Origin of the sequence: Enterococcus sp. MSG3290 (genome assembly GCF_050555565.1) — a bacterium.
Lineage (GTDB): Bacteria > Bacillota > Bacilli > Lactobacillales > Enterococcaceae > Enterococcus_B > Enterococcus_B faecium.
In genome coordinates, this window is the sequence record NZ_CP187862.1 from 1,105,822 (window position 1) to 1,131,595 (window position 25,774).

General features: G+C 33.5%; 22 protein-coding genes and 1 pseudogene. 19 read left to right on the top strand and 4 right to left on the bottom strand.

What is annotated here, in order from left to right:
• The first annotated feature begins 143 nt into the window (after positions 1-143).
• The 10 genes from IGL31_RS05255 (at position 144) to IGL31_RS05300 (ending at position 12,357) form a co-directional block, all read left to right on the top strand.
• Positions 144-1,580: an FRG domain-containing protein gene (locus tag IGL31_RS05255; RefSeq protein WP_242617249.1), complete on the top strand. Its 1,437-nt coding sequence runs from the start codon at positions 144-146 to the stop codon at positions 1,578-1,580.
• Between the two features lie 604 nt (positions 1,581-2,184).
• Entirely contained in the window at positions 2,185-2,943 is a 759-nt protein-coding gene (locus IGL31_RS05260; protein WP_086300014.1) for a restriction endonuclease, read from the top strand.
• A 316-nt stretch (positions 2,944-3,259) separates the two neighbouring features.
• Positions 3,260-3,814, top strand: coding sequence for a hypothetical protein (locus IGL31_RS05265; RefSeq protein WP_086300015.1), 555 nt, complete (start codon positions 3,260-3,262; stop codon positions 3,812-3,814).
• A gap of 295 nt (positions 3,815-4,109) precedes the next feature.
• Positions 4,110-4,940 (top strand): hypothetical protein, encoded by an 831-nt coding sequence (locus IGL31_RS05270; RefSeq protein WP_086300016.1) that lies wholly within the window; start codon positions 4,110-4,112, stop codon positions 4,938-4,940.
• Positions 4,937-5,743, top strand: a complete 807-nt coding sequence (locus tag IGL31_RS05275; RefSeq protein WP_086300017.1) for a hypothetical protein — start codon at positions 4,937-4,939, stop codon at positions 5,741-5,743. Before IGL31_RS05270 ends, IGL31_RS05275 begins: the two co-directional genes overlap by 4 nt.
• 669 nt (positions 5,744-6,412) lie before the next feature.
• Positions 6,413-8,428, top strand: coding sequence for a hypothetical protein (locus IGL31_RS05280; protein ID WP_086300018.1), 2,016 nt, complete (start codon positions 6,413-6,415; stop codon positions 8,426-8,428).
• 159 nt (positions 8,429-8,587) lie between these two features.
• A complete protein-coding gene (locus tag IGL31_RS05285; protein ID WP_086300019.1) occupies positions 8,588-8,827 on the top strand; it encodes a hypothetical protein in 240 nt (79 codons plus the stop codon).
• Between the two features lie 15 nt (positions 8,828-8,842).
• A complete protein-coding gene (locus tag IGL31_RS05290) occupies positions 8,843-10,675 on the top strand; it encodes a P-loop NTPase fold protein (RefSeq protein ID WP_086300020.1) in 1,833 nt (610 codons plus the stop codon).
• Positions 10,676-10,806: 131 nt separating this feature from the next.
• Entirely contained in the window at positions 10,807-10,983 is a 177-nt protein-coding gene (locus tag IGL31_RS05295; protein ID WP_179189389.1) for a hypothetical protein, read from the top strand.
• A 21-nt stretch (positions 10,984-11,004) separates the two neighbouring features.
• A complete protein-coding gene (locus tag IGL31_RS05300; RefSeq protein WP_086300021.1) occupies positions 11,005-12,357 on the top strand; it encodes a PIN-like domain-containing protein in 1,353 nt (450 codons plus the stop codon).
• A 54-nt stretch (positions 12,358-12,411) separates the two neighbouring features.
• On the opposite strand, the gene IGL31_RS05305 is transcribed toward IGL31_RS05300, so the two are convergent.
• A complete protein-coding gene (locus IGL31_RS05305) occupies positions 12,412-13,047 on the bottom strand; it encodes an ImmA/IrrE family metallo-endopeptidase (RefSeq protein ID WP_242617246.1) in 636 nt (211 codons plus the stop codon).
• A gap of 122 nt (positions 13,048-13,169) precedes the next feature.
• Here IGL31_RS05305 and relB point away from each other — a divergent pair, with 122 nt between their 5' ends.
• The 7 genes from relB (at position 13,170) to dnaJ (ending at position 20,333) form a co-directional block, all read left to right on the top strand.
• Positions 13,170-13,400, top strand: a complete 231-nt coding sequence (relB, locus tag IGL31_RS05310) for a type II toxin-antitoxin system RelB family antitoxin (RefSeq protein ID WP_002329324.1) — start codon at positions 13,170-13,172, stop codon at positions 13,398-13,400.
• On the top strand, positions 13,397-13,663 hold the full coding sequence (locus tag IGL31_RS05315; RefSeq protein ID WP_002400299.1) for a type II toxin-antitoxin system RelE family toxin: 267 nt from the start codon (positions 13,397-13,399) through the stop codon (positions 13,661-13,663). Before relB ends, IGL31_RS05315 begins: the two co-directional genes overlap by 4 nt.
• Positions 13,664-14,035: 372 nt before the next feature.
• Positions 14,036-15,202, top strand: a complete 1,167-nt coding sequence (gene hemW / locus IGL31_RS05320) for a radical SAM family heme chaperone HemW (protein ID WP_002299641.1) — start codon at positions 14,036-14,038, stop codon at positions 15,200-15,202.
• Between the two features lie 233 nt (positions 15,203-15,435).
• Positions 15,436-16,479, top strand: coding sequence for a heat-inducible transcriptional repressor HrcA (gene hrcA / locus IGL31_RS05325; protein ID WP_086300023.1), 1,044 nt, complete (start codon positions 15,436-15,438; stop codon positions 16,477-16,479).
• A gap of 93 nt (positions 16,480-16,572) precedes the next feature.
• Positions 16,573-17,136, top strand: coding sequence for a nucleotide exchange factor GrpE (grpE, locus tag IGL31_RS05330; RefSeq protein ID WP_086300024.1), 564 nt, complete (start codon positions 16,573-16,575; stop codon positions 17,134-17,136).
• A gap of 50 nt (positions 17,137-17,186) precedes the next feature.
• On the top strand, positions 17,187-19,016 hold the full coding sequence (gene dnaK / locus IGL31_RS05335; protein ID WP_002292134.1) for a molecular chaperone DnaK: 1,830 nt from the start codon (positions 17,187-17,189) through the stop codon (positions 19,014-19,016).
• 150 nt (positions 19,017-19,166) lie between these two features.
• Complete coding sequence (dnaJ, locus tag IGL31_RS05340) at positions 19,167-20,333, top strand: molecular chaperone DnaJ (RefSeq protein WP_002289374.1); 1,167 nt, start codon at positions 19,167-19,169, stop codon at positions 20,331-20,333.
• Between the two features lie 81 nt (positions 20,334-20,414).
• On the opposite strand, the pseudogene IGL31_RS05345 reads toward dnaJ, so the two are convergent.
• Positions 20,415-21,043: pseudogene (locus IGL31_RS05345) on the bottom strand (PucR family transcriptional regulator).
• Between the two features lie 11 nt (positions 21,044-21,054).
• Between IGL31_RS05345 and IGL31_RS05350 the strand changes: the two are divergent.
• Entirely contained in the window at positions 21,055-21,231 is a 177-nt protein-coding gene (locus IGL31_RS05350) for a hypothetical protein (RefSeq protein ID WP_002299633.1), read from the top strand.
• A gap of 44 nt (positions 21,232-21,275) precedes the next feature.
• Here IGL31_RS05350 and IGL31_RS05355 read toward each other — a convergent pair whose 3' ends face one another.
• Positions 21,276-22,013 carry an amino acid ABC transporter ATP-binding protein gene (locus tag IGL31_RS05355; protein WP_002292113.1) on the bottom strand — a complete coding sequence of 246 codons (738 nt, stop codon included), beginning with the start codon at positions 22,011-22,013 and terminating at the stop codon, positions 21,276-21,278.
• Between the two features lies 1 nt (position 22,014).
• On the bottom strand, positions 22,015-23,517 hold the full coding sequence (locus IGL31_RS05360) for an amino acid ABC transporter substrate-binding protein/permease (RefSeq protein ID WP_002296521.1): 1,503 nt from the start codon (positions 23,515-23,517) through the stop codon (positions 22,015-22,017).
• 258 nt (positions 23,518-23,775) lie between these two features.
• On the opposite strand from IGL31_RS05360, the gene uvrB reads away from it, so the two are divergent.
• The gene (gene uvrB / locus IGL31_RS05365; protein ID WP_002294444.1) at positions 23,776-25,770 is read left to right on the top strand and encodes an excinuclease ABC subunit UvrB; all 1,995 of its coding nucleotides are present in this window, start codon (positions 23,776-23,778) and stop codon (positions 25,768-25,770) included.
• Positions 25,771-25,774: the final 4 nt, after the last annotated feature.

The following is a 25,774-nucleotide window of genomic DNA, read 5'->3' on the forward strand; positions in this document are numbered from 1 at the left end:
GTAAAGAATAACTATTAGAAGCCCAATTTAAAAATAACGAATTTAATAAATTTAAACAAAATATTTCTAAATAAAATCAGTAGAAAGTAAAAATACCTTTAGAATTCTATTTTTATAAATATATGTATAGGAGAATTGAAATTATGTTTTTCTTTTATTTTTTTGACAAGGAACCTCTTAAAAGTGATAGTGAATTTATTATAAAAAGTTATCATGATATTTTTTTTGAAAAATTATTTAGAGATGGATATATAAATATTAAAGTAATTATTGCCTCTTTGGTAAAGACGGATCTCAAAGTGAATTATCATACAATTCCAGAATACAATAAAAAACGAAGAAAAATTCACGCTATAATGAGTAAGTTGTTAAGTTCCTCTAGAGAAGAGACGTACAAACTATTAACGGATATAGACAATGTATTTAAAAAAGAAAATATTGAATTTAATCAATTGGATATGAATGACAAAAAAGTATTAATAACCCTTCATTTGCTCCAATTTTCGGAAAAAAATAGTTTTAAAGATAGGAGACAACAAATATTTAAAACAATTATGGATTCTGAAAATTACAGAAAATTAGTAAGAATCTATATTATCAAAGAATTAACTAAACATGGGGAAAATAACGAAATATATTTTAATAAAGGCAAGATTGAATATACTGGTAAGATTCGTGAAGAATTAGTTTTAGAAAATGATTATATATATTATAAAAATATAGTGGAAATTTGGACTGGAAGTTCTATTCAAAGAATTACAGAACGAATAAAGGAAATTAAAAAGTTACAAAATAATAATGATGATGAAATTTTTTTTAGAGGCCATACAGATATAAATTATCAATTAATCCCTTCGGTTTATAGAACTGAGAAAAGTTATTTAAACGAACATTTATTATGTGAAGAGTCACTAGCTAGAAACCCAGAAGAATATAAAAATTCAAATAATAATCATTTAAATATCTTAAAAAAAATGCAACACTATGGTTTGCCAACTAGACTTTTAGATGTAACACAAAACTTACTTGTAGCTTTATTTTTTGCTGTAGAAAATAATTTTGATAAAGATGGTGAATTAATCGTTTTTTCCAGTGATAAAATAAAGTATACCCGTAGTGATAATGTTTCAATAATTGCCTCTCTTTCTTTTTTTGATCAATGTGTGAAGGAAAATATAATAGAATTCGCAAATGATAGTTCAATAAGTGATGATGATTTCAATAATAAAGAAGAAGTAAAGCGTTTGAAACATGAAGTTTCTTTGGAAAAGCCAGCTTTCATACAAGCTATAAAAAAACAAACATTTAAAGAAGACTATTTTGTTGTATCAACAAGAGATAACAAGCGTATATCTCAACAGTTTGGATCATTCATAATATGTTCATTAAATAAAAAAAACTTAAATAAACTGAATTGTTTTAGAGTTGAATCAAATACAGGAAAAAAGGTAATCATTAGAATTCCATACAATAAAAAAAGTGAATTTTTAGAAGAGCTAGAACTTTTTGGGATAACCCATGGATTTATATATCCTGAAATAAGTGAAGTAGCACAATTTTTAAAAGCAAAATATTGTTAAATAAAAAAGTAATGATTCACTAGAGTCGTAAATGAAGTGGTTTTGATTGGAGAGTTATTGGTGAGGTAATGCTCTGTGTTTTATATCCTAGTGTAATTGTTAGAATTATTTTACTCTAAATAAGACGAATGTATATTTTAAACATTAGATTTTATTACAGCCGCCGTAGCATATCTGATTCATTTTTTATGATTCTTCTGAAGTACGTCCTCCAGTAAATCCCAAGTACTGGAGGATTTTTTTCTTAGTGCTGCCTTGCTCAGGAAAAAGTAGTTGGCTACTTCGTCAAAATTTCTAAATTTTTTTAACGCATGAGGAAGTGCTCAATCATTCGCCATGAGGATGCTGACACTTACATTTGCACGAAGTTCTTTTTCACAGTTTTCTAGCAAGTAAATTTTTTTAAATTTCATATCAAAAAATGCATGAGATTCTTCAAGGGTACATCCCTATAAAGTGGAATATCTCATGCATTTTTATATTGTTCGAAAGTTCAATCTTCCTTTCACAAAAAAATCATTTTTTTATGGTCAAACAAATTAATACTCTTGTTAATAATTTACAATAAAAAGTGATATATAACTTTGTGAAGGGAGACAATAAATTGGTTCTAAAATTTTTACAGAAGTTAAATGGAAAATCGAGTCAGCCAGAAGATGAAACAGAGATTCAAGAAATTATCCCAGAAGAAAAAAAGGGATTAGAAGAAGTATCATTTGCACTAAATAATGATGAAAAAATTGTCGTAGATTTCGTAAGCGATATGGATAGGGATTTTGGAAGTAGTATTCGAGATCGAGTGAGACAAGGGGATCATTTTGAGAGATTTTTAGCCGCGGTGTTTCGGTTGGCTGGATATGAAGTTGAAATTACTAAAAAAAGGTATAAAAAAGACAAGCGTGTCTATACTGGCGATGGTGGTGTAGATTTGATTTTAACTAAAGAAAATGAGCGTATAGCGGTTCAAGCAAAATCAAAGCGCTTAAATAGCACGAAAGAGGAGCGATTGATCACTGATAATGACGTAAAAATTTTTGCAGGAATATCTGACAAAAACTGGACTAAAAAGATGTTTATCACTTCGTCTTTTTTTAATAGTTATGCTTATAAACAAATAGCTGAAAATGAAAAAGTACATAAAATCGAGTGGTATGGCAGATATGAACTTTTAAAACTGTTAAATCAGTTAATTCCAGAGATGATGCTGAAATATCAAGTATTGAGTTCTTTGCCTAAAAATATAAAAATTTGTCCTAAATGTAACAAAGGAGTCATGATACTACGGCAGAATGGAACAATCGGACAATATTTTAATGCTTGCGCAGCTTATTGTGGTCATATAGAGAGTATCAAGAAGTATTGAAATGACAACACTATTTAAAGTATCAAGCATTACTCCAAATAACGAAGTACTTCTAGTTCATCCCTGTAGTAATATTTTATATGACTGGTATGCTTCTTAAGAGATTACATTTTTATTTTATCAAATTTTGAGATGTTCTGGTTATCCATAATAGTGTATGATTTTCTCAAAGTAGCATGGATTTTTAAGGAGATTTATATGCAATAAACTATTTCAATAAATAAATTCTTTGGATTAAGCTTTATGATCATCTAGTTTAGATTTAAGAGTTAATAAAAAATGATATTATTAAATATAAATAGAACGGAGTGTTAGAATGTTAAACAATCATTCATTCAATTTTGTTGAATATGAAGGACATCTATATTTGATGGATAGTCATGGAGAGGTTCTGACAGTAGATAATATGAAAGAAATTGTTAGTTCTTTAATAAAAACAATTGAATTTCAAGAAGCTAATAAAAGTAATCTTTCCATAAAAAAAGCAAATTTAGTCAATGAACTGAATAATTTAAGTAGTGGTCATAGTTTTAAGAGTAATTATCCAATCAATCTTATCAATATCAACAAAACAAGAATGAGAAAAAGCAACATGAGGAAGTCAAACAGACCTTATGTTTGTAAAAATTGTTTAAAAGAGTTTGATGTACGAGAGGGAGAGGATCGTTACTGGATAAATTCTTATAATACTATACCCAACTCACTTATTCATTTTGAGGAAGATTCAGGATCATGTTGCTCAAAAGAATGTCTAAATAAAGTGGCTTATGATGTTGCTGTAGAGAGTATCAATCCAAAATACCGAGAACTTTTTAAATTGGAATACCTATTTTCAGATATTAAGGGATATATGTACGCTAAATTTGGTTAAGTTTGAACTTTCAATATGTTTCATAATAATCGCCTATAATTGAATAGTCTTTGCATATAACAAAACGAAGATTGTTTGATTTTTACTAAAGTTATCTAGACATCCTTCAAACTGCTTATGTACTTGAAGATGGTCATGAATGTAGTTATGAAGGAAATAAATGAAAGATATTAACTTTAAATTTAGTGTTATACATGTTGTTTAAAAAGGATTAATTTACTGAAGAAAGTATTTCAGAATTTGTTACTATTAAATAAAGCTTTTTCTTAAAATTTTTATTTAGAAAGAGGTTCTTATGATTACATTAGAGAAGTTTATTGAACAAAGATTGAAGGATGACAAGAAAAATTTGCTGGATTTAAGTATGAAGGAAACTAATCTGCAAGATTGTGTAAATTATGTTTTTGACTATTTTAATACCTATATCAATATAGATGAGACTCAATTTTTACAAATTGAAAATGATGAGAAGGTAGCAAAGTATCAAAGACAAATAGAAAAATATTCATCTAGTGTCCAAGGATGGCTTATTGAAGTTTATACTCAATATAATAAAAAGCTGAATCAGCAAATCCCTAAATTATTAAACAATATTGATGTTTTTTTACTGACTAATTCACCTGAGAGTTTTAGAAAATACTCATATAAATGCTACTCACAATTGATAAAAAAGTATCCCTTCATGGAAAATTATATAGAACAACTTTATGAATTTATTATTGATCAACATAGAGTATTAAACTACAATTATCAATTTGATCAAAAAGAGGAAGCAAGTTTTAACGAAAAAATTGATAGTTATGTAGTAAAAACAGCTAATAAGTATAAAGTAAATTTACTTATCTGGGCGCAGACATATGCAAACAATTTTTATAAATATGAACATATTTGGCCAGTAGGAACTTATGATGTTTCAGAATTTGGAAAGTGCTATAACCCTATGAAAGCAAAGAAAAATAAATTTAATATCGATACTATCTATTCTCAATTGTCAACTTTACCTTATATTCGAGGGAAAAAGAAAATATTGGAAATATTGGTTATGTACTATTGGCAAAAGGAAATTGCACCAGTTGATGATAATCTATATGAAGAATATATGAAACAAGCCTGTGATTCAGTATGAAAATAGAAGATTACATTAAACTTAGAAAAAAGCATGACGGATTTGATGAAACAAATTTAAAAAACAAAGACGAGAGTATTCAAAAACTGATTAATTATATCTTTGACTATTATAAATTATTGGAAGAAGATAAAACTCCTAAAAAGAATCAAGAATTGAAAGAGCTGAGAAGAAATGTTAATTATCAGTATGAAATAGATTCATATAGTGAGTCCATCCAGCGTTGGCTAATTAAAATTTTTTGCCAGTACAATATAAAAATGAATAGAAATCTATCTAAAATACTTGATGATATAGACTATTTCTTATTAATTTCAGATGAGTATGATTGGGATAAACTCTCTTATGATTTATACACTAAAATAACAAATAAGTACTCTTATTTAAGCGATTATCCATTAGAAATCCTAGCGTTTGCCAAAGATTACTATGGAATATGTAACAGAAACTGTGGTCTAGGAGTTTCTCAATATAAATTAAGCCAGAAATCCAAAAAGTTCATTAAACATATTTATTCAGAATATGGTATTAATCTAATCGTATGGTCCAAATATTATTTAGACTACTTTTACAATACCATAACGCTATGGCCTGTCTCTCATAGAATTGTTACTGAGAAAAATGGAAAAAGAACATGTCAATATAATTTGAATGCTACTAGAAATACTTTTGAGATAAGTAAAGTATTGAATAAATTATCCGATTCAAATGATGCTTCCAATCAGTTAAGAAAAAATAAAGCAATTTTAGTAGAACTGTTAAGAGAAGTAACTAGGGTACATGCTTTGATGGAGAAGAGTTAATCTTTATTTAATTACTTTAAATGTTAAATCAATGCATGAGGTTGATCACTTTTATAGGGACGTCTCCTGTTTAAGTGATTATCCTTATGTATTTATAATTTGTGGAGTTTTTACTCGTGCTAAAGTTTATAGAAAATCTGAGCTTAGGATAATGTGCATTATGTAAACTAAAAATAGCAGTAATAATTAAATTGTTTTTTGGTCATCTTAGAATGTGGGTATTCGGTCATTAAAATATTTAATAAATTCCAATTTTAGTTATCAATTCGATATAACTCGAAAAGGAGTCTTCTGGAGTATGGTATGAGCCCTTAAAAAGCTTTAGGCTAACAGAAGTAATCATATCCTAGTCCTAATCAAACAATACCAATGCAAGTTATTTAAACGCCTGCATGCTCTACTTATAGGCATGCCCCAAAAACGTCATTTTAAAATGACCATTAACAATATAGTAAAATAAAATACTTAAGAAGAGTAAAAAGTTAGCAATAAAAAACTTATAATTATTGAGATTGTAAGCTTTGATGGATGAGAATAGTAGTTTTAAATTATTGTTCTTTATGATAATCAAATATTTCTATATGGTAAAATATAATGAAGGAATTAAAGAATCAAATTGAAAACTTGCTGTAATCCAGCGGTTGAACTTATTTTTTGAGGAGATTTGTAATGATGAAAATTAATAGAGTAAAGTTTTATAGCAAAGGGGATTTAATTGCACCAACCTTTCTCTCTAGGATTAAAGAAATTATTGATGCTTTTTTAAACAACCCTAAGCCCCCAAGTAGCTTTGAGGAAGCAATTGAAATACAGAATGTTGTCAAATATATAGATGCAGAAATATTCTCTAAAGATTGGTCACCTGAATATATTGAAAAGATCAAAGATGCAAAAACTGTACTAAAAAAAAGTGTCGATAAATATTTAGGAACAGCAAAAAAAGAGGAGATCTTAGATTCTATGGGGGAGTTAAGTTATGAATATCGAGATGATTTCTTTGAGAATTTTGCCAATTTTAAGTATGCTAATAGAATTTCTGAAGAAGAATTTATGAAAGAGTTTAACAGAATAGGTATCCCTGTTCGCTATTTATTAAAATCGCAATATTTCATAAAAGTTTATGCAGCTTCCATAAAAAGTTATATTTTAGCAGATCCATTAAGTATTGAACTGCTAATTTCTAATTTTATAGAAGTAAATAAGGAAAAATTATATTTTCCTAATAATATATCAAAGGAAGAATGGGACAGGTTACTTGATGAATATATAGATGTCTCAAATGCAAATTTGAATTATATGACTATACTTGAAAACCCAATTCAGAAACTTGACGGAAAAAAATATTTCAATGTTACGCCAAAACAGAAGCTTCGTATTATAGACCGTTCCGAAGAGTTCAATAAAAAAATTATTAGCAAGGATTCTGGGGTGCTTCTGAGTAGTACAGTTTATATTCAACGAGAAGATTATGAGGAAGCTGTCGATAAAGAAAAGAACCAGATGACAATACAAGAAGCGGTAGATCGAAGTATTCTTAATAATATTGTGGCTGCAACCGGTGGTACAGGGACGCAACAATTTCAATGTTCAATGAGTGCTTTGATAGACAAAGAACAAATTGATAATGATCACTCTTTTGATAGTTTATTGAAGTACTTTAGTGAGGATTTTAAATTTTTCACAGAAAAACTAATAGCTAATTTGCCGAGTTACCCAAATAAGGAAATGGGAACCGTAAGTAAAACTATGGGAGTTAAAACGAATGACTCTTATGATCATGGAATTTATTTTAAAGTTAAGAACCAACTTGCTGTATCTAAAGTTCAGACTATATCATCGATTCTCAGTAGGTGGAATTTAGATATTGAAAGTCTGATTGATTGGTTCTTTACAGAATATTGTGTAAAACAATATGGTGTTTCGTGGCTACCATTATATCTTCCACACAAAGATGAAAACATAGGAAATCGTACTTCCACTTTTTTTAGAATTGAAGAAAGTATCCGTACACAATATCTTGTTTTTACAGAAGAAAATGAAATTAAAAGTGATTTAGTGAATGAAACATCAACACCCTCAATTTCAAATTTAAAAAGCTTACTTCCCAAAAAATATGCGTATCTTTCAGAAAATGACTTGGCAAAAAATTTGTTATATTTAATTTTTGATGACCAATCTTTAATTAATTTTATAAATGAAGAAATTAAAGGAGATAGTTTTTTTGATTTGCTTTTAAATCACGATGTAACTATTTCAGATTTTCCAGAATACGATAGAGAAACATTACAATATTTAATTGATAATAAAATTCTTACAGAAAAAAATGATATTTTGCAGTTTGAAAATATTACAAAGATCATGCTTCTTCGTGAAATATATTTGTTTGGCTCGACAAGTTATTTACATTCATCAAGTGAAGAAAAAGCTGCTCTTGATGAATTGGAAAGTGAAGAGTTGATTATTTTTTCAAGTACCTTCTTTACGAAACAAGAATCGGACTATCTTAACTTTTTGCTTAATAATAAAGTATTTGATAACAGTTGGGCAATCCGAAATAGGTATCAACATGGTGTACCAAACTATGATGATTCAACAATGTATGATACAGATAATGCAATATCATTACTAATTCTAATGATATATGTAGTAAAAATAGATGATGAGTTAAAATCTAGACATCAATAGTGTAGAAATTAACGTGTTTTCTAGTTTTGTTATTTAATAAAAAATAATTTATGTAGAATTACTTGCTCTCTAAAATACTTGTCATAATTATAGTTTTAAAAAATGATTTTAAAAACTCTTAAGTTTATATTGAATGATATGAGGTATGAGGTGTTGCCAATGAGTGAGCTGGTTGTTGAGTATTTGTATTTTTCCAAAAAGGAATTACACGAAGAAATTAGTGGAGTGTTTAGAAAATCAATATCTCCCTATATAGTAAATTCTAAGCTTGAATGTGAAGTTCAGGGAGAAAAGTTAATGTGTGACTATGATATAGTTCTGTATAATGACTCGTTACGTGTCGTTTTTAAATACGGAAAATGGGAAATAGGTGCTAAAGAAGCGAATGTACGCTTGTGAATGGAGATTCGAAAAATGAATAACTTAACTCAAATTATAGATAATTATCTTCAAAGCGAAGAACCCTATGCGCTTCAAATTGATGGTGAATGGGGAGCGGGGAAAACATATTTTATTAAAAATAATGTTATGAGCACTCTAAAGGAGAAAGGTAATTACCCAGTTTACTTTTCTGCATATGGATTCAATGACTTAAGTGATTTAAAACAGGAATTATTTTACCAAATAATTTCAGCCTTAGGTTCAAATAAAAATACATTGTCATCAATAAGTAAAATAAATAAGAAATTTAAAAAAATTTCTAACATATTAGATAATAGTAAATTGAAATCGATTGGTTTAATCAGTGATTGGATTTTAGAATCATATAATAATGCTAAACTAAATTCTTCTACAGATGAACAATCAATAGTTATTTTTATAGATGATTTAGAACGTGTAAGTAAAGAAATTGAATTAAAAGATTTATTAGGATTCATATTAAATGAGCTTTTAGAAAAATTGAAATGTAAAGTGATTATTTTGTCCAACAATTCAGAGATTTCAAATTCTGATGAATTTAAAAAAATCAAAGAAAAAGTGATATCAAGAACAGTAAAATTTAAATATGATATGTCAACTATTGAAGATATGATTTTAAAAACAAGCAGAAATACTTTTATTCAGGAATATAGTTCATGGATAAGAATAGTGTTAGAAAGCCAGCAGGTTGTAACAGAGAAAAAAGGATTAAACATGAGAACTCTCTTTTCTATAATTGAAACGTTTGATTTTGTTGAATCTAGATTACGTGAAAATATTAATACCCAAGAATCGGATGATCTTAAGATAAAGAAAAGCATTTTTTTAAATATTTTTGTTATCACAAGTGAGTATAAGTTAGGAAATATTGATGAAGAAAGTTTAAAATCATTGAATGGACTAATGGATACTAGATACTTTTCCTATTATTTGAGTGAAGGTGAAACAAAAACTATTAAAGAAAAAATTATCGATCAATATCATAACCAATGTGAAGAATTTGATGATTATATCTTTTATTCAAGAGACATTAGCACATATATTTTAACAGGTTATATAGATCAAAGTAATTATATTAGTGTTTGGGAAAAGGCCTTTTTTCCTAAATCCATGGAAATAAGTAACCTAGATCAGCTGAGTAATTTTAGACGTCTTACAGATGATGAACTAAAAGCAATTCAACACAATATATTAAAAGATGTTGAAGAAGATAAGTTTGATTTTAAAGAGTTAATTACTGTTTACGGGCAACTTAATCAGTTTGAGAAGATGGATTTAATATTTCTTGATAGTAATTACTCAGAAATAATTGAAAGTAAACTAATAGAATCATATTATGCTGAGAGTGTAAATGATGACATGGATTTAGTTGATAGATTCTTTATGTCTGGATTTTCGAATATAAAAGAAGAAAAGCCTAAACTGTTTGAAGAATTTAAACAAATTGATAATAAAATAGTTGAAGATAAGATGAAATTATTTCTTGATAGTCTATTCAATGAAAATTATGAAGTATTTCGTAGGTTGAAACAAAGTGGCTTCTTAATAAGCAATAATATTTTTAAAGCCATGTTAGAAGCAGATTCAATAAGTTGCTATATCGTGACAGATAATAATAAAGCTGACCTACTTTGGCAATACATCAATTCTGAATATTTAAGAATTAGTAATGCCAAAGATTTTCGCGCAGGAGAAATTGAGGATATAAAGCTATTCCTAAAAAAAATAAACAGTAAATCAGAAAAAATAAGTTTAGGGAGAATAGATCATTTCAAGATAAAACAATTGGTTGAATCTCTAGAGAAATTAATAGAACACTTAGAATGACTAGTTTATATAGTAATAGAACTTGATTGTTTGATAGTTATTTTGATATCAAAAGTCAACATAGATTGAAATTGAATGGACAATAATAGTATAAATAATAGATAGTTACAGCTTTAGAAGGAGGACGCACAATGTTTGACACTTATGCTAGAAAACCAACAGTATTTATTAATTCTACTTGTTACGGTTTAAAGCAAATTAGAGCAGATATAAAAATAACTTTAGAAGATGATATGGGTTTTAATGTTGTTATGTCTGAGTTTGATTCTTTTCCGATCAATCTCATACCTAAAATATTTGTTGTATAGAAAATTTTAAGGAGTCGTTAAATGGCAAATTTAAAGGAACTTTTTCCAGAATTTTATCAAACTAGTTTAAATATGTCAGATTTGAGCAATCAAACTGATAACTTAATCGTGTTAGATACAAACTACCTTTTGGATATAATTCAATTACCTACAACTGTTTCAAAAAAATACATTGAAGCATTAGAAAAAGTAAAAGATAATATTTATATACCTTATCTGACAGCTTTAGAGTTTAATTTTAAAAAAAGTAGTATAAAAAAAGAGAAGATAAAAAAAATAAAAGCGTATAAAGATACTGTAACGAATTCAGTTTCAGCAGTTGAAAAAGCTATAACAACAATTGACTTAGTAGATAAGAGTGAAAAAGAAGAATTTATTACAGAGTTAGTTGATGTAACTAAAGATTATTCAGAAAAGTTAGTAAATTTAATCGAAGAAAAAATAGAATCTATCATAACAAAAGAAGAAGTAGAATTATATGATAAATTAATACAAATAATTGAAGAGAAAATCGGGGATAAGTACACACAAGAGTGGATTTCTAGCGTGGAAGAAGAAGGTAAAGAAAGATATGAAAAGAAAATTCCTCCAGGCTTTAATGATACTGGTAAAGAGGATGAAAACGACTCTATTCGACGCTATGGAGATATTGAATATCAAAGAAAGTATGGGGATCTCTTAATATGGAAGGACATTATCAAGTATTCAAAAAATAGTGATAAATTAGGGAAAAAAGTAATATTTGTTACAAATGATGGGAAATCCGACAAAAAGGTAGACTTGTTATATAAAGTTCATAATCTGACGGTTGGACCTAACATTCATCTAATGAATGAGTTGCAAGTGGAAGCAAGCAAAGAGTTCCATATACTAAATAATTTAAGATTTGTCCAACTTGCAAATAACTTAAGTGATGTAGAAATGAATGAATTGAAGACTTCTTCGGAAGAACTGTATAATATTAATAATAAATTTAATATTCAATACAATAAAATAGGAGAAGTTCTAAAACAAATTAATGAATTAAATGCTAAGAACGATGATTTTGAATTGGGGATCGATAACGACGGTTATCTGTTTAAAAGAGAGAAGAGGCATTTAAAAAAGAATCCCGTTAAGAGTTATATGAGGGAAACAATAGATAAAGATGCTTTTTTAAAGGAATTGTATAACACGCTTACGCATGAGCAAAAGAAAGAAAATTATATGTACAAATTATTTTTGGAAAACTTAAAAGAGCATAAGAAAGAAGAAAAACAGTTAGATCCTTTTGACAAAGCTGGATATTTGGATGAATTTTTGTATGATGAGAAATATGAGAATAGTCTTTTAGATTTAGATAAACCTGAAGATTCAGATGATCTTTTTGAGTAAAATTGTCCTAGATCATTAGTAATAGGATAAACACCTGAATGAAATCTAAGATTTTTATAAAAGCTTCAGCAATTCGAATCTTTTATAATAATAATAATTTTTAAATAATCGATAAGCTTCTTCTGCAGTGTATCCTCCAGTAAATTCCAAGTACTGGAGGATTCTTTTTCGTAGGGCTGCCTTGCTCATGAAAAAGTAATTGGCTACTTCGTCAAAATTTCTGAACTTTTTTAACGCATAGGGTAGTGCTCGATCATTCGCCATGAGGATGCTGGCACCTATATTTGCTCGAAGTTCTTTTTCGTAGTCCTCTGGCAGGTAAGTATCTTCTAAAATCATATCAGAAAATGCATGAGATTCTCCAAGATAGGGGACGTCCCTATAATAATGGATGATCTCATGCATTTTTGTAAAATCTTTACGTTCGAGCATTAATTGTTGATTGGTGGTAATAATGATTTCGCCATGAACTTTTGTAATGGAACCAAGCAATTTCTTACTTAAGTTATTTTTGAATTTGTACTCTATAAACTCAATATTTTCAACTTCATTTACATAATTCTCAATGTCGTAGCATTTTACATGTTCCATTTTCTTTGAACAGTAATAACTCACTTCTTCTGAGAGTTCATTTGCAAGGTCTGCAGCTTCAAAATAAAGTTCTTCAGAAATCACATTCAATCCAATAATTCTCCTGACTTTTTTTATTGGTTAAAAAAATGGAAAAATCTCAAAATAAGCTAAGTAAATCATACAAAATTGACATCTTGTCCCTTTTGTATTACAATGTGATACAAAAGGGAGGCGATAATATGGCTATGATTACGGTTCGTGTGAGTGATGCCGAAAAAGAATGGCTTTCTTATATGGCGGAATTTTATGGGATTACTTTATCTGAGCTTCTAAAAACCTATTCGATGGAACAACTAGAAGATGAATACGATCGTCAAACGGCTGAAATTGCCCATAAACATTGGGTAGAAAGTGGAAAAACAACAGTATCTATGGAAGAAATCCTTCATGAATTTGGAGGGCTGGAATGACCTACCGTTTAGAATTCACGCCTGAAATTCAGAAACAACTTCGTAAAATGGATAAGCATCAAGCGATGCTGATCGTTCGATGGCTGTATCAACATATTGATGGTATTGACGATCCGAGAAAATTCGGAAAAGGATTGACCGCTAATCGTTCAGGACAATGGCGTTATCGAATTGGCAAATATCGTGTGTTGGTAGAGATAGAAGATAAACAATTGGTTGTTATCGCTATTCAAGTAGGACACCGAAGAAATATCTATGATTAAGATACTGTTTATTTTTACAAAAAAATAATAATTGGATTCTAGTTAAACCTCTTGAAGTGAGAGATTTAACTAGATTTTTTTATGAATAAAATAAGGACAAGATTGTTTAGGGGAATCATGAACGTAAAAAAATCATCCAAGAAGTCGATTCTTGGATTTTTTAGTGGATTTGTTCGTCAAATACGTTTAGTATGCGTATATGAGAGGTTGTAAGCAAAGCGTTGTGACCTGAGCACTTAAGGAGGAATCTGTGAAAATAGCTTTTCATATTTTTGCAGATTTTGAGTTAATGCCGAAGGTCAGCTTTGTGAACACCGTTTAAAGAAGGTCGAAAATCGGTACGACTTTTCGACGTAAGGAGAAAGAATTTCAATGATAGAAACAATAAATCCCGCAGAAAACAAGGTTTCTGCGTACATTCATATCCCATTTTGCGAGCATATCTGCTATTACTGTGACTTTAATAAAGTTTTTTTAGAAGGGCAGCCAGTAGATGAGTATGTGGAAATGCTGCTGAATGAAATGAGATTAATGCTGGAAAGTCATCCTACAGCGAGTTTGGAAACACTTTATGTAGGAGGCGGAACACCAACTTCTTTATCTGCTAAACAACTTGATCGACTATTATCAGGTGCTAGAGAGATCCTGCCTTTTCAAAATGGTAATGAGTTTACTGTAGAAGCGAATCCTGGTGATTTGACCCGTGAAAAACTTCAAGTGATGAAAAACTATGGCGTCAATCGTTTATCCATGGGAGTGCAGACATTTGACAATCGCTTATTGAAAAAAATTGGACGTAAACATACTGCAGAAGATGTGTATCAAACAATGCAATTTTTAGAAGCAGAAAATTTTACCAATGTAAGCATCGATTTGATTTATGCATTACCGGGACAAACACTAGAAGGATATCGGGATACTTTGGAAAAAGCTTTGGCTTTGGATCTGCCTCACTATTCTTTGTACTCATTGATCCTCGAAAACAAAACAATGTTCATGAACTGGGTACGACAAGGAAGACTCGAACTGCCTGATCAGGAAACGGAAACCAGAATGTTTGAAGAGACGATTGAAGCAATGGAAAAGCATGGACGTCACCAATATGAAATAAGTAACTTTGGGCTCTCCGGACATGAATCTCAACATAACCTCATGTACTGGAACAATGACCACTATTTTGGGTTTGGAGCTGGTGCTAGCGGTTATCTTGGAGATATTCGTTACCGCAACAAAGGACCAATCCAACACTATTTACGCCCATTACGAGCAAATGAACGCCCGGTATTGGAAGAAGAAAAATTGACACGAAAAAATCAAATAGAAGAAGAAATGTTCTTAGGACTAAGAAAAAAAACAGGGATTACTAAAAAACATTTCTATGATCGCTATCAAAAAACAATTGAATCGGTGTACGGTGATGTGCTAAGGGAATTAGAGCAAGAAGGGTTACTTGTTAATGAAGAAGACCGTGTTTATTTGACACCAAGAGGGACCTTTTTGGGGAACAATGTGTTTGAGCGCTTTTTGTTTGAAAAATAGTTTAAAGAATATTTGTTTTTTATCTGAATTTAAATAAAAAAAGTTCAAAAATACAATAAAGGACTATTGAAACGTTGATATAACTGGATTTACATCAATTATTTAGAATTAGCACTCTTGTGTTTAGAGTGCTAAAAAATGGAGTCTTTCTCTTGACAGGAGAAGGGCTTCTTGCTATATTTATAAGTGGATTAGCACTTAGAATATATGAGTGCTAATGAGAGGTGAGGAAGATGTTAACAAAGCGACAAAACGACATTTTACGTCTGATCATCCAACACTATACGAGTAGTGGCGTGCCCGTTGGTTCCAAAACATTGATGTCTGAGGGAGTCAAGGCCAGCTCAGCAACGATTCGCAATGATATGAAAGCATTAGAAGATGAAGGATTGCTGTTGAAGACTCACTCTTCTTCTGGGCGGATTCCATCTGCTTTAGGCTATCGTTATTACGTGGATCATTTGTTAAAACCTGCTCGCGTAGCAGAAGATGATTTGCTGCTGATTCGTCAGTCTCTAGGCAGAGAATTTCATGAAATCAATGAGATTATTAAGCAATCTGCTGAGATATTATCTGAGCTGACAAGCTATACGACTTTTTCATTGGGACCTGAAATAAAAGACCGCCGACTGACTGGCTTTCGTATCGTACCCTTGAATAATCGACAGATTATTGCTATCGTCGTAACAGATATGGGGAATGTAGAAAGCCAAGTGTTCACTCTTCCCGAATATATGGGAAGTCAGGAACTAGAAAAAATGGTACAGATTGTAAACGACCGTCTAGTCGGAGATCCTCTGATGACGGTGTACCATAAACTTCGTACGGAGATTCCGATGATTCTTCATAAATATTTCCAGACGACAGAAGGGATGTCTCAGTTATTTGACACCGTTCTTGGTCATGTTTTTGAAGATAAGGTTTATGTCAGTGGACAAATGAATCTCTTGGATTATGAGCCCCTTCAAGATCTTGATCAGTTCAAATCGATGTTTTCTTTTATGAAAGACTCAGACGGACTTACACAAATGATCACTCCGATGGATAGCAATATTCATATCAAGATTGGTGCTGAATTAGGCAATGATTTATTGCAGAATATGAGTATGATTCAAGCAAGTTACGAGATAGATGGTCATGGAAGAGGTACAATAGCCTTGTTAGGGCCTACTAGTATGCCTTATTCTCGGATGTTCGGTCTAGTCGATGTTTATCGAAGAGAACTAGCAGCTAAACTTGCTGATTACTACCGTTCGCTTGACTTGTCAAACTCGTAATGTGAATAACGAAGCTATTTGCAGCTGATCGTTCTCTCTTTCTTAGTAAGAGCAATCAAACAGCTGACTGAATAATGAAAGGAAGACTGTATCGTGAAAGAAAATCAAGAAGAACTAGATAAAGAAATGACAGATGCTCAGCCAGAATCGGAAATCGATGTCGAAGCTGCAGAAGATTCGGGTATTTCAGAAGCTGAAGCGGAAGAATTCGAAACAGCGAAATTAAAAGCTGAGTTAGAAGAAATGGAAGATAAATACTTGCGGGCTCGTGCTGAAATCGCAAATATGGCAAATCGAGGAAAAAATGAGCGTGAGCAATTACAAAAATACCGTTCACAAGATTTAGCCAAAAAATTACTTCCATCAATTGACAACCTGGAACGTGCATTAGCCACAGAAGTGTCAGATGATCAAGGGGCAGGTTTGAAAAAAGGCGTGGAAATGGTCTTGGAAAGTTTGCGTAACGCACTGGAAGAAGAAGGAATTGAAAAAATCCCTGCTAAAGGAGAAGCCTTTGATCCTAATCTTCATCAAGCGGTACAAACTGTTCCAGCGACTGAAGATACACCAGCCGATACGATTGTAGAAGTACTACAAGAAGGCTACAAATTACATGATCGCGTGTTAAGACCAACTATGGTCATTGTTGCACAATAATTGTGCGGATATAAAACTTACACTTTCAATTAAAGAAGGAGACGTTAATTATGAGTAAAATTATCGGTATTGACTTAGGTACGACTAACTCTGCAGTAGCAGTATTGGAAGGAAACGAAGCAAAAATCATCGCTAACCCAGAAGGAAACCGTACAACACCTTCTGTTGTATCATTCAAAAATGGAGAAATCCAAGTAGGGGAAGTTGCAAAACGTCAAGCTGTGACAAACCCAAATACGATTTCATCAATCAAACGCCATATCGGTGAAGCAGGTTACAAAGTAGATGTAGAAGGTAAATCATATACACCACAAGAAATCTCAGCAATGATCCTCCAATATATCAAAGGATTCGCAGAAGACTATTTAGGTGAAAAAGTCGAAAAAGCAGTTATCACTGTGCCAGCTTACTTTAATGATGCACAACGTCAAGCAACAAAAGATGCTGGTAAGATCGCTGGTCTAGAAGTAGAACGTATCGTCAATGAACCAACTGCAGCTGCTCTTGCCTATGGTTTAGATAAAACAGATCGCGACGAAAAAATCTTAGTATTCGACCTTGGTGGCGGTACTTTTGACGTATCTATCCTTGAACTAGGAGACGGTGTCTTTGATGTATTGTCAACAGCTGGCGACAACCATCTAGGTGGGGACGACTTTGATAACAAAATCATCGACTACATGGTAGCAGAATTCAAAAAAGAAAACAGCATTGACTTGTCTCAAGACAAAATGGCTTTACAACGCTTGAAAGACGCTGCTGAAAAAGCGAAAAAAGATTTATCTGGCGTATCAAGCACACAAATCAGCTTGCCATTTATCACAGCAGGAGAATCTGGACCATTGCATTTGGAAATGACATTGACACGTGCAAAATTTGATGAATTAACAGCTGACTTAGTAGAACGTACAAAAGTACCAGTACGTCAAGCGCTAAAAGATGCAGGTTTATCACAATCAGAAATCGACGAAGTTATTTTAGTCGGTGGATCTACTCGTATCCCTGCAGTTGTAGAAGCAGTACGTAAAGAAACAGGAAAAGAACCAAACAAATCAGTTAACCCTGATGAAGTAGTTGCTATGGGTGCTGCTATCCAAGGTGGCGTGATCACTGGTGATGTGAAAGATGTTGTTTTACTTGACGTTACACCATTGTCATTAGGTATCGAAACAATGGGTGGAGTGTTCACTAAATTGATTGACCGCAATACAACGATTCCAACAAGTAAATCACAAGTATTCTCAACTGCGGCAGATAATCAACCAGCAGTAGACATCCATGTATTACAAGGTGAACGCCCAATGGCTGCTGACAACAAAACTCTAGGAAGATTCCAATTGACAGATATTCCAGCAGCTCCTCGTGGTATTCCACAAATCGAAGTAACATTCGATATTGATAAAAACGGGATTGTAAATGTATCTGCGAAAGATCTAGGTACACAAAAAGAACAAAAAATCACGATCAAATCTTCTTCAGGTCTAACAGACGAAGAAATCGAACGTATGGTAAAAGATGCAGAAGCAAATGCAGAAGCAGATAAAGCTCGTAAAGAGGAAGTTGACCTACGTAATGATGTAGATGCATTGCTATTCTCTGTGGACAAAACATTGAAAGAATTAGAAGGCAAAGTGGACGAAGAAGAAGTGAAAAAAGCAGAAACAGCTCGCGATGAATTGAAAGCCGCTGTTGAAGCAAACAACATCGAAGAAATGAAAACTAAACGCGATGCATTGAACGAAATCGTTCAAAACTTGACTGTTAAACTATACGAACAAGCGGCACAACAACAAGCTCAAGAAAACCCAGAAGCAGCTCAAGGCGGAGCAGATGATGTCGTTGATGCTGATTTTGAAGAAGTCGATGGCGACGATAAATAATCAGTTCACTGAATTTCGAGAGAAGGCCAAAGTTGCTACTTTGGCTTTTTCTTTTGAAAAATAGTTTGAAGTATCGGTTTTTGTTTCAAACAAAATATGATATGATAACAAGCGACGTGAAAATGATGAGAACCAATAGGAGGAAAGCCTATGGCAACAAAACGTGATTATTATGAAGTCTTAGGGCTCTCAAAAGGAGCATCAGAAGATGAAATAAAGAAAGCTTATCGTAAGCTTTCGAAAAAATACCATCCTGACATCAATAAAGAACCTGATGCGGAAGAAAAATTCAAAGAAGTATCAGAAGCATATGAGATTTTAAGTGACCCGCAAAAACGCGCTGCATATGACCAATACGGGCATGCAGGAACAGATCCAAATTACGGTGCTGGTGGAGCTGGTGGCGGATTTGGTGGATTCGGCGGCTTCTCTGGTGGCGGCTTCGGTGGTTTTGAAGATATCTTCGACTCTTTCTTTGGAGGAGGCGGTCGGTCAGTCGATCCAAATGCGCCTCGTCAAGGTGCTGATTTGCAATATACGGTCGACTTGTCTTTTGAAGAAGCGATTTTTGGTGTAGAAAAAGAAATCAAGTATAATCGGGAAGAAATCTGTCATACTTGTGGTGGAAACGGTGCAAAACCAGGCACACAACCAACTACTTGTCATAAATGTCATGGTGCAGGTACGATCAATGTAGAACGCCAAACACCACTTGGACGAGTGATGAGCCGTCAAACTTGTGATGTTTGTCATGGGACAGGGAAAGAAATCAAAGAACCTTGTCCAACCTGTCATGGCTCAGGACATGAGAAGAAAGCACATTCAGTTAAAGTGAATGTACCAGCTGGTGTAGAAGAAGGGCAACAAATGCGTTTAGCTGGTCAAGGAGAAGCGGGAGAAAACGGCGGACCATTTGGTGATTTGTATGTGGTCTTCCGTGTAGAAGAAAGTGATATCTTTGATCGTGAAGGTTCTGAAATTTACTATGAATTGCCTTTAAGTTTTGTACAAGCAGCTTTGGGGGATGAAGTCCAAGTACCAACTGTCCATGGAGATGTGAAATTGAAGATCCCTGCTGGAACACAGACAGGTACGAACTTCCGTTTACGTGGAAAAGGCGCTCCGAAGTTACGTGGTGGTGCAACAGGCGACCAACATGTCAAAGTAAAACTGATCACACCGAAAAATCTAAATGAACAACAAAGAGAAGCATTACGTGCATTCGCTGAAGCTGGCGGCATCAAAGTTGAAGAACAGCAAGAAGACGGTTTCTTCGATAAGTTTAAAGATGCTTTTGGCGGGAAAAAGCGGAAGTAGTTTTTCTAGTAAAAACGCTAAGTCATTAATAATTAAAAACCAGACGAACAATCATATGTTCGCCTGGTTTTTTTGTAGTTGTCATGTTTGTACCAACAAAAAAGCCAGCTTTAGAATATGATAATCGTCATAGTTTCTAGGGGTATAACCAGTGAGAGAATGGAACTTGTTCAATCGATATTGCAAGGTGTTTTTATGAATAAATAATTCTTCTGAGCAATTTTTGATGCTTCCGTTATTTTTACTGAAGCATGCCAAAGTCTTCTTGAACAAATGTACTTCTTCTTCTGTCAGGCTTTTCAAAATACGTTTTACATATAATGTTCGTTGATCTGACGGGATTGCTGGTAAAATGATCCCGAGGTCTAAATCTTCAAAAAAGCGGATCTCGTTCACAGATTGATGGAAAGTTATCCGTTCACAGCGTGTTGGGCATGAAGGAAAGATTGCGGTGTCTCTTGCTCTGTATAACAAAGCGACCCAATTCCAAAGTTTAGCTGTAACTGATACATTTTATTAAACTTTGTCTGGATTTTGTCAAGCAATGATAGCAATGAGGCTCTGGAAATCTGATTGACTAGGATAATGATTTGTTGTCTATGTACAGTGAACAAAGCCTGTCCGTAATAAGAGAAGATCCTTTCGAGCAACTCCAATAAAGGATTGATCCGTTCTTGACACAATTGCTGATTGTCAGAAAGTTGTCCCACAACTACATAATATGGAAAAGAAAAATCAAGCTCAATTAAGTGAGGGTGGTATCGACTATGTACTTGATATCATCAATGAACCGATGGTACTTTCTTATGCGATGGAACAGGTAGAGCGATTGCTTGTTTGTGCAGGAAAACAAGCGATGCGGCTGATGATACGATTAGGTGAGAAAATAAGAAGATAAAAATACACGGTCCCTTCATGGCGACCGTGCATTTTTGGTTTTTATTAAATATTTAATACTTTATTCAAGAAATCTTTTGTCCGTTCATTTTGCGGATTTTCAAAGATTTGTTGAGGCGTTCCGTCTTCTAAAAAGTTTCCGTCGTCAATGAACATGACGCGATTGGCCACTTCTTTAGCGAACCCCATTTCGTGCGTAACGATAACCATCGTCATACCTTGTTCTGCTAACTTTTTCATGACGTTCAAGACATCACCGACCATTTCAGGATCAAGTGCAGAAGTAGGCTCATCAAAAAGCATGATGTCAGGGTTCATCGCTAGAGCACGAGCAATAGCCACACGCTGTTTTTGTCCACCAGAAAGCATTTCAGGATACATATCTTTTTTATCTTCTAGACCAACTGTCTGCAGTAATTTGATTGCTTTTTTCTCTGCTTCTTCTCTAGATTCTTTCTTCAGGTCCATCGGTGCTAAAATGATGTTTTCCAAAATAGAAAGATGAGGGAATAGGTTAAAGTGTTGGAATACCATTCCGATATGTTGTCTCACCAAGTTGATATCTGTGCTTTTATCCATCAAGTGGGCGCCGTCAATAATAATTTCACCGTCAGAAGGTTCTTCTAAACGATTCAAGCAACGCAAGAATGTACTTTTTCCTGAACCTGAAGGGCCAATGATACAGACGACATCTCCTTCGTTGATGGATACATTGATGTCGTTTAATACTGTGTTATCGCCGTATTTTTTGACTAAATGCTCAACTAAGATTTTTTCTGCCATCTTACTTCACCTTCTTTTCTAAAACTTTTGCTAATTTTGTCAATGCTGTGATCAAAATCAAGTACATGATCGCAATGATCAAGTAAACATACGTACTTTGTGTTGTACGTGCAACAATGATCTTACCAGTTTGCAGCAATTCGACTACACCGATTGCGGAAATGATCGTTGTGTCTTTTAATGAGATAACGAACTGATTGACGAATGATGGGATCATGATGCGTATCGCTTGCGGCAAAATGATTTTTTGCATTGTCCGATTATAAGAAAGACCTAAACTTCTGGAAGCTTCCATTTGTCCGACAGGAACGGCGTTGATCCCGCCTCGAACAATCTCTGCGATATAAGCACTTGCGTTAAGAGTCAAGGTGATAACACCAGCAAGGAAGTCAGGAATCGTAAATCCAACGATACCAGGCAACCCAAAGAAAATAAAGAACGCAAGAACCATCATTGGAATTCCTCGGATGATATCGACATAAATACTAGCAATTGTGCGAAGAGCGCGTATTGGTGCTACACTGAATAATCCAAAAATCACACCGATTACTATAGCCAAAGCAAAGGAGATCAAAGTTAGGAGAATTGTTCTCCAAAGTCCTTTCAACAATGCTTGATAGTTGTTTTGGATAAGTCCAAGAAATGTTGATTCATCAGCAGTGGAAGACTCACTGGAAGTTTCTGAACCATCCGCTACATATTCTTTAATAATCTTATCGTATTCGCCTGTTCTTTTTAATTCTTTCAATCCTTCATTGAACATATTAAGAAGCTCAGGATTTTGTCCTTTTTTAACGGCAAATGCATATTTTCCGCCAGATTCTTTTTTGATCGGTGTTTCCAATTCTTGTCCTTGTTTGATCGCATAACCGATTACCGGATAATCATCCATCATTGCATCGATTGCGCCAACTTTTAACCCGTCGTACAATTGATCAGCAGCATCAAAATATTTGATAGAATAGCCATATTCAGATTCATGGTCGCTTAAAAATTCAGCACTTTCGGTACCAACTTTTGCTCCGACTGTTTTTCCTTTCAAATCTTCATAAGACTTGATCGAAGTATCTCCTTTTTTGACAGCTAATTGGATCCCGCTATCAAAGTAAGAATCAGAAAAATCATAGCTTTTCTTTCGTTCATCTGTTACAGTCATTCCGGCAATCATTCCGTCTGCTTGTCCTGATTCCAAAGCTTGCAAAGCAGCAGAGAAACCACGGTAGTCCATTCGGATGTTAAATCCTTGCAGTTTGGCGATGTTTTCCATCAATTTTACATCGATGCCTTCGTACTCGCCCTTTGCGTTTTGAAATTCAAATGGAGCAAAAGCAGAGTCACTGGCAATTACGTATACGTCTTTTTTGGGCTCTATTTTTTGCATTGTCTCGCTTGTGCTTGACTCTGCCGTTGTAGTGTTGTCAGCTTGTGCAACATGACCAAACGCAAGTGTCACAAGTCCTGTCATTAAGAAAACAAATGAGTGAAATAAATGCTTTCTTTTCATAATCAACCTCCTAAATTTCCAATATTTTATTATTATAGGCGAAAAGTGCTGAATCAGACAAGACTGTAAGCTCGAAAAAATGAAAAAAATGCGAGTTTCTAACATTTTATGTTATAAAACATAACATGCATAATAAGATAAAAAAGTGGCGAAAGTATGTTCGGTGTGGTATAATTTTTTAGTAAGGAATGCCTTTGCTTTCCTTTTCTTTTTATTGGTCGTAAAATGAAAAGGAATGAATGAAAAGGAGGACGAAGAATGATTGAGAGAGATACCTCCCGACACTTTGAGCTTGTCTCGAAATACCAACCGGCTGGTGATCAGCCTGAAGCGATTAACCAATTAGTGGATGGCGTAGTCGGCGGGAAAAAAGCACAAATCTTATTAGGTGCGACTGGAACAGGGAAAACATATACGATTTCCAATCTTATTGAGAAAGTGAATAAACCAACACTGATTATTGCTCATAACAAAACATTGGCTGGTCAGCTGTACGGGGAATTCAAGGAATTTTTCCCTAACAATGCTGTTGAATATTTTGTTTCTTATTATGATTATTATCAGCCTGAAGCTTATGTGCCTTCAAGCGATACGTATATCGAAAAAGATTCAAGTGTAAATGATGAGATCGACAAATTACGACATTCGGCTACTAGTTCATTATTAGAAAGAAATGATGTGATCGTCATTGCATCCGTTTCATGTATTTTTGGATTAGGCTCGCCTTTTGAGTACCAAAAACAAGTAGTTTCGATTCGACAGGGAGCAGAACTAGATCGCAATCAGTTGATTCGTGACTTAGTCAGTATCCAATTCGAAAGAAATGATATAGATTTTCAGCGCGGTCGTTTTCGAGTGCGCGGTGATGTCGTGGAGATTTTTCCGGCTTCAAGAGATGAACGTGCCTTACGTGTGGAGTTTTTTGGAGATGAGGTCGAACGTATCCGAGAAGTCAATGCACTGACAGGTGAAGTTTTAGGAGAAACGGAACACGTAGCAATCTTCCCGGCGACTCACTTTGTGACGAATGATGAACATATGGAGCATGCCGTAGCGAATATCAAAGCGGAATTAGAACAGCGTTTAACTGTCTTGCGAAATGAAAACAAACTTCTGGAAGCTCAACGTTTAGAACAGCGAACCAATTACGATATTGAAATGATGTTAGAAATGGGCTACACGTCGGGAATTGAAAATTATTCTCGGCATATGGACGGACGTAAAGAAGGTGAACCGCCTTATACGCTATTGGATTTCTTTCCTGAAGATTTTTTGATCGTGGCGGACGAATCGCACGTAACCATGCCTCAAATCAGAGGAATGTATAATGGTGACCGAGCGAGAAAACAGATGCTAGTAGATTACGGTTTCCGTTTGCCATCTGCTTTAGACAATCGGCCACTTCGGTTAGAAGAGTTTGAAAAACATGTCAATCAGATCATTTATGTCTCTGCGACGCCAGGACCATATGAACATGAACAAACAGATACCGTTATCCAACAAATCATCCGTCCGACAGGGCTGCTTGATCCAGTAATTGAAGTCCGTCCAATCATGGGACAAATCGATGATCTAGTAGGCGAAATAAATGAACGAGTCGAAAAAGACCAGCGGGTGTTTGTAACGACATTGACGAAAAAAATGGCAGAAGACCTCACAGATTATTTCAAAGAATTAGGGATCAAAGTCAAATATTTGCATAGTGATATCAAAACGCTGGAACGAACAGAAATCATTCGAGATCTTCGATTAGGTGAATTTGATGTGTTAGTTGGAATCAATTTGCTTCGTGAAGGATTAGACGTACCTGAAGTTTCCCTTGTTGCTATCTTGGATGCGGATAAAGAAGGCTTTTTACGTAGTGAACGTTCCTTAGTCCAAACGATTGGACGAGCTGCTCGGAATGAAGAAGGTAAAGTAATCATGTACGCAGACAAAGTAACAGATTCTATGCGTCTAGCGATGGATGAAACATCAAGACGCCGTACGATTCAGCAGAAGTACAATGAAGAACATGGGATCGTTCCAAAAACGATCATTAAAGAAATCCGAGATTTGATTTCTATTACGAAAGAATCGGAAGATGATACAAAAGAAGCGGTACAAGTCTCGTATGAAGAAATGACGAAAGAAGAAAAAGATACGTTATTGATGAAATTAGAAAAAGAAATGAAAGATGCGGCGAAAGCATTGGATTTTGAAACAGCCGCTAATGTGCGAGATATGATTTTAGAATTAAAAGCTTCAAAGTAGGAGG

Bases quoted from the DNA above. Each gene is read 5' to 3' on its own strand.
- IGL31_RS05315 (WP_002400299.1), top strand. From the start codon at position 13,397: ATGACCTACCGTTTAGAATTCACGCCTGAAATTCAGAAACAACTTCGT.
- relB (WP_002329324.1), top strand. From the start codon at position 13,170: ATGGCTATGATTACGGTTCGTGTGAGTGATGCCGAAAAAGAATGGCTT.
- IGL31_RS05295 (WP_179189389.1), top strand. From the start codon at position 10,807: ATGTTTGACACTTATGCTAGAAAACCAACAGTATTTATTAATTCTACT.
- IGL31_RS05300 (WP_086300021.1), top strand. From the start codon at position 11,005: ATGGCAAATTTAAAGGAACTTTTTCCAGAATTTTATCAAACTAGTTTA.
- IGL31_RS05255 (WP_242617249.1), top strand. From the start codon at position 144: ATGTTTTTCTTTTATTTTTTTGACAAGGAACCTCTTAAAAGTGATAGT.
- dnaK (WP_002292134.1), top strand. From the start codon at position 17,187: ATGAGTAAAATTATCGGTATTGACTTAGGTACGACTAACTCTGCAGTA.
- IGL31_RS05275 (WP_086300017.1), top strand. From the start codon at position 4,937: ATGAAAATAGAAGATTACATTAAACTTAGAAAAAAGCATGACGGATTT.
- hemW (WP_002299641.1), top strand. From the start codon at position 14,036: ATGATAGAAACAATAAATCCCGCAGAAAACAAGGTTTCTGCGTACATT.
- IGL31_RS05265 (WP_086300015.1), top strand. From the start codon at position 3,260: ATGTTAAACAATCATTCATTCAATTTTGTTGAATATGAAGGACATCTA.
- IGL31_RS05355 (WP_002292113.1), bottom strand. From the start codon at position 22,013: ATGGCAGAAAAAATCTTAGTTGAGCATTTAGTCAAAAAATACGGCGAT.
- IGL31_RS05270 (WP_086300016.1), top strand. From the start codon at position 4,110: ATGATTACATTAGAGAAGTTTATTGAACAAAGATTGAAGGATGACAAG.
- IGL31_RS05280 (WP_086300018.1), top strand. From the start codon at position 6,413: ATGATGAAAATTAATAGAGTAAAGTTTTATAGCAAAGGGGATTTAATT.
- IGL31_RS05285 (WP_086300019.1), top strand. From the start codon at position 8,588: ATGAGTGAGCTGGTTGTTGAGTATTTGTATTTTTCCAAAAAGGAATTA.
- uvrB (WP_002294444.1), top strand. From the start codon at position 23,776: ATGATTGAGAGAGATACCTCCCGACACTTTGAGCTTGTCTCGAAATAC.
- IGL31_RS05290 (WP_086300020.1), top strand. From the start codon at position 8,843: ATGAATAACTTAACTCAAATTATAGATAATTATCTTCAAAGCGAAGAA.
- IGL31_RS05350 (WP_002299633.1), top strand. From the start codon at position 21,055: ATGGAAAAGAAAAATCAAGCTCAATTAAGTGAGGGTGGTATCGACTAT.
- IGL31_RS05360 (WP_002296521.1), bottom strand. From the start codon at position 23,517: ATGAAAAGAAAGCATTTATTTCACTCATTTGTTTTCTTAATGACAGGA.
- hrcA (WP_086300023.1), top strand. From the start codon at position 15,436: ATGTTAACAAAGCGACAAAACGACATTTTACGTCTGATCATCCAACAC.
- dnaJ (WP_002289374.1), top strand. From the start codon at position 19,167: ATGGCAACAAAACGTGATTATTATGAAGTCTTAGGGCTCTCAAAAGGA.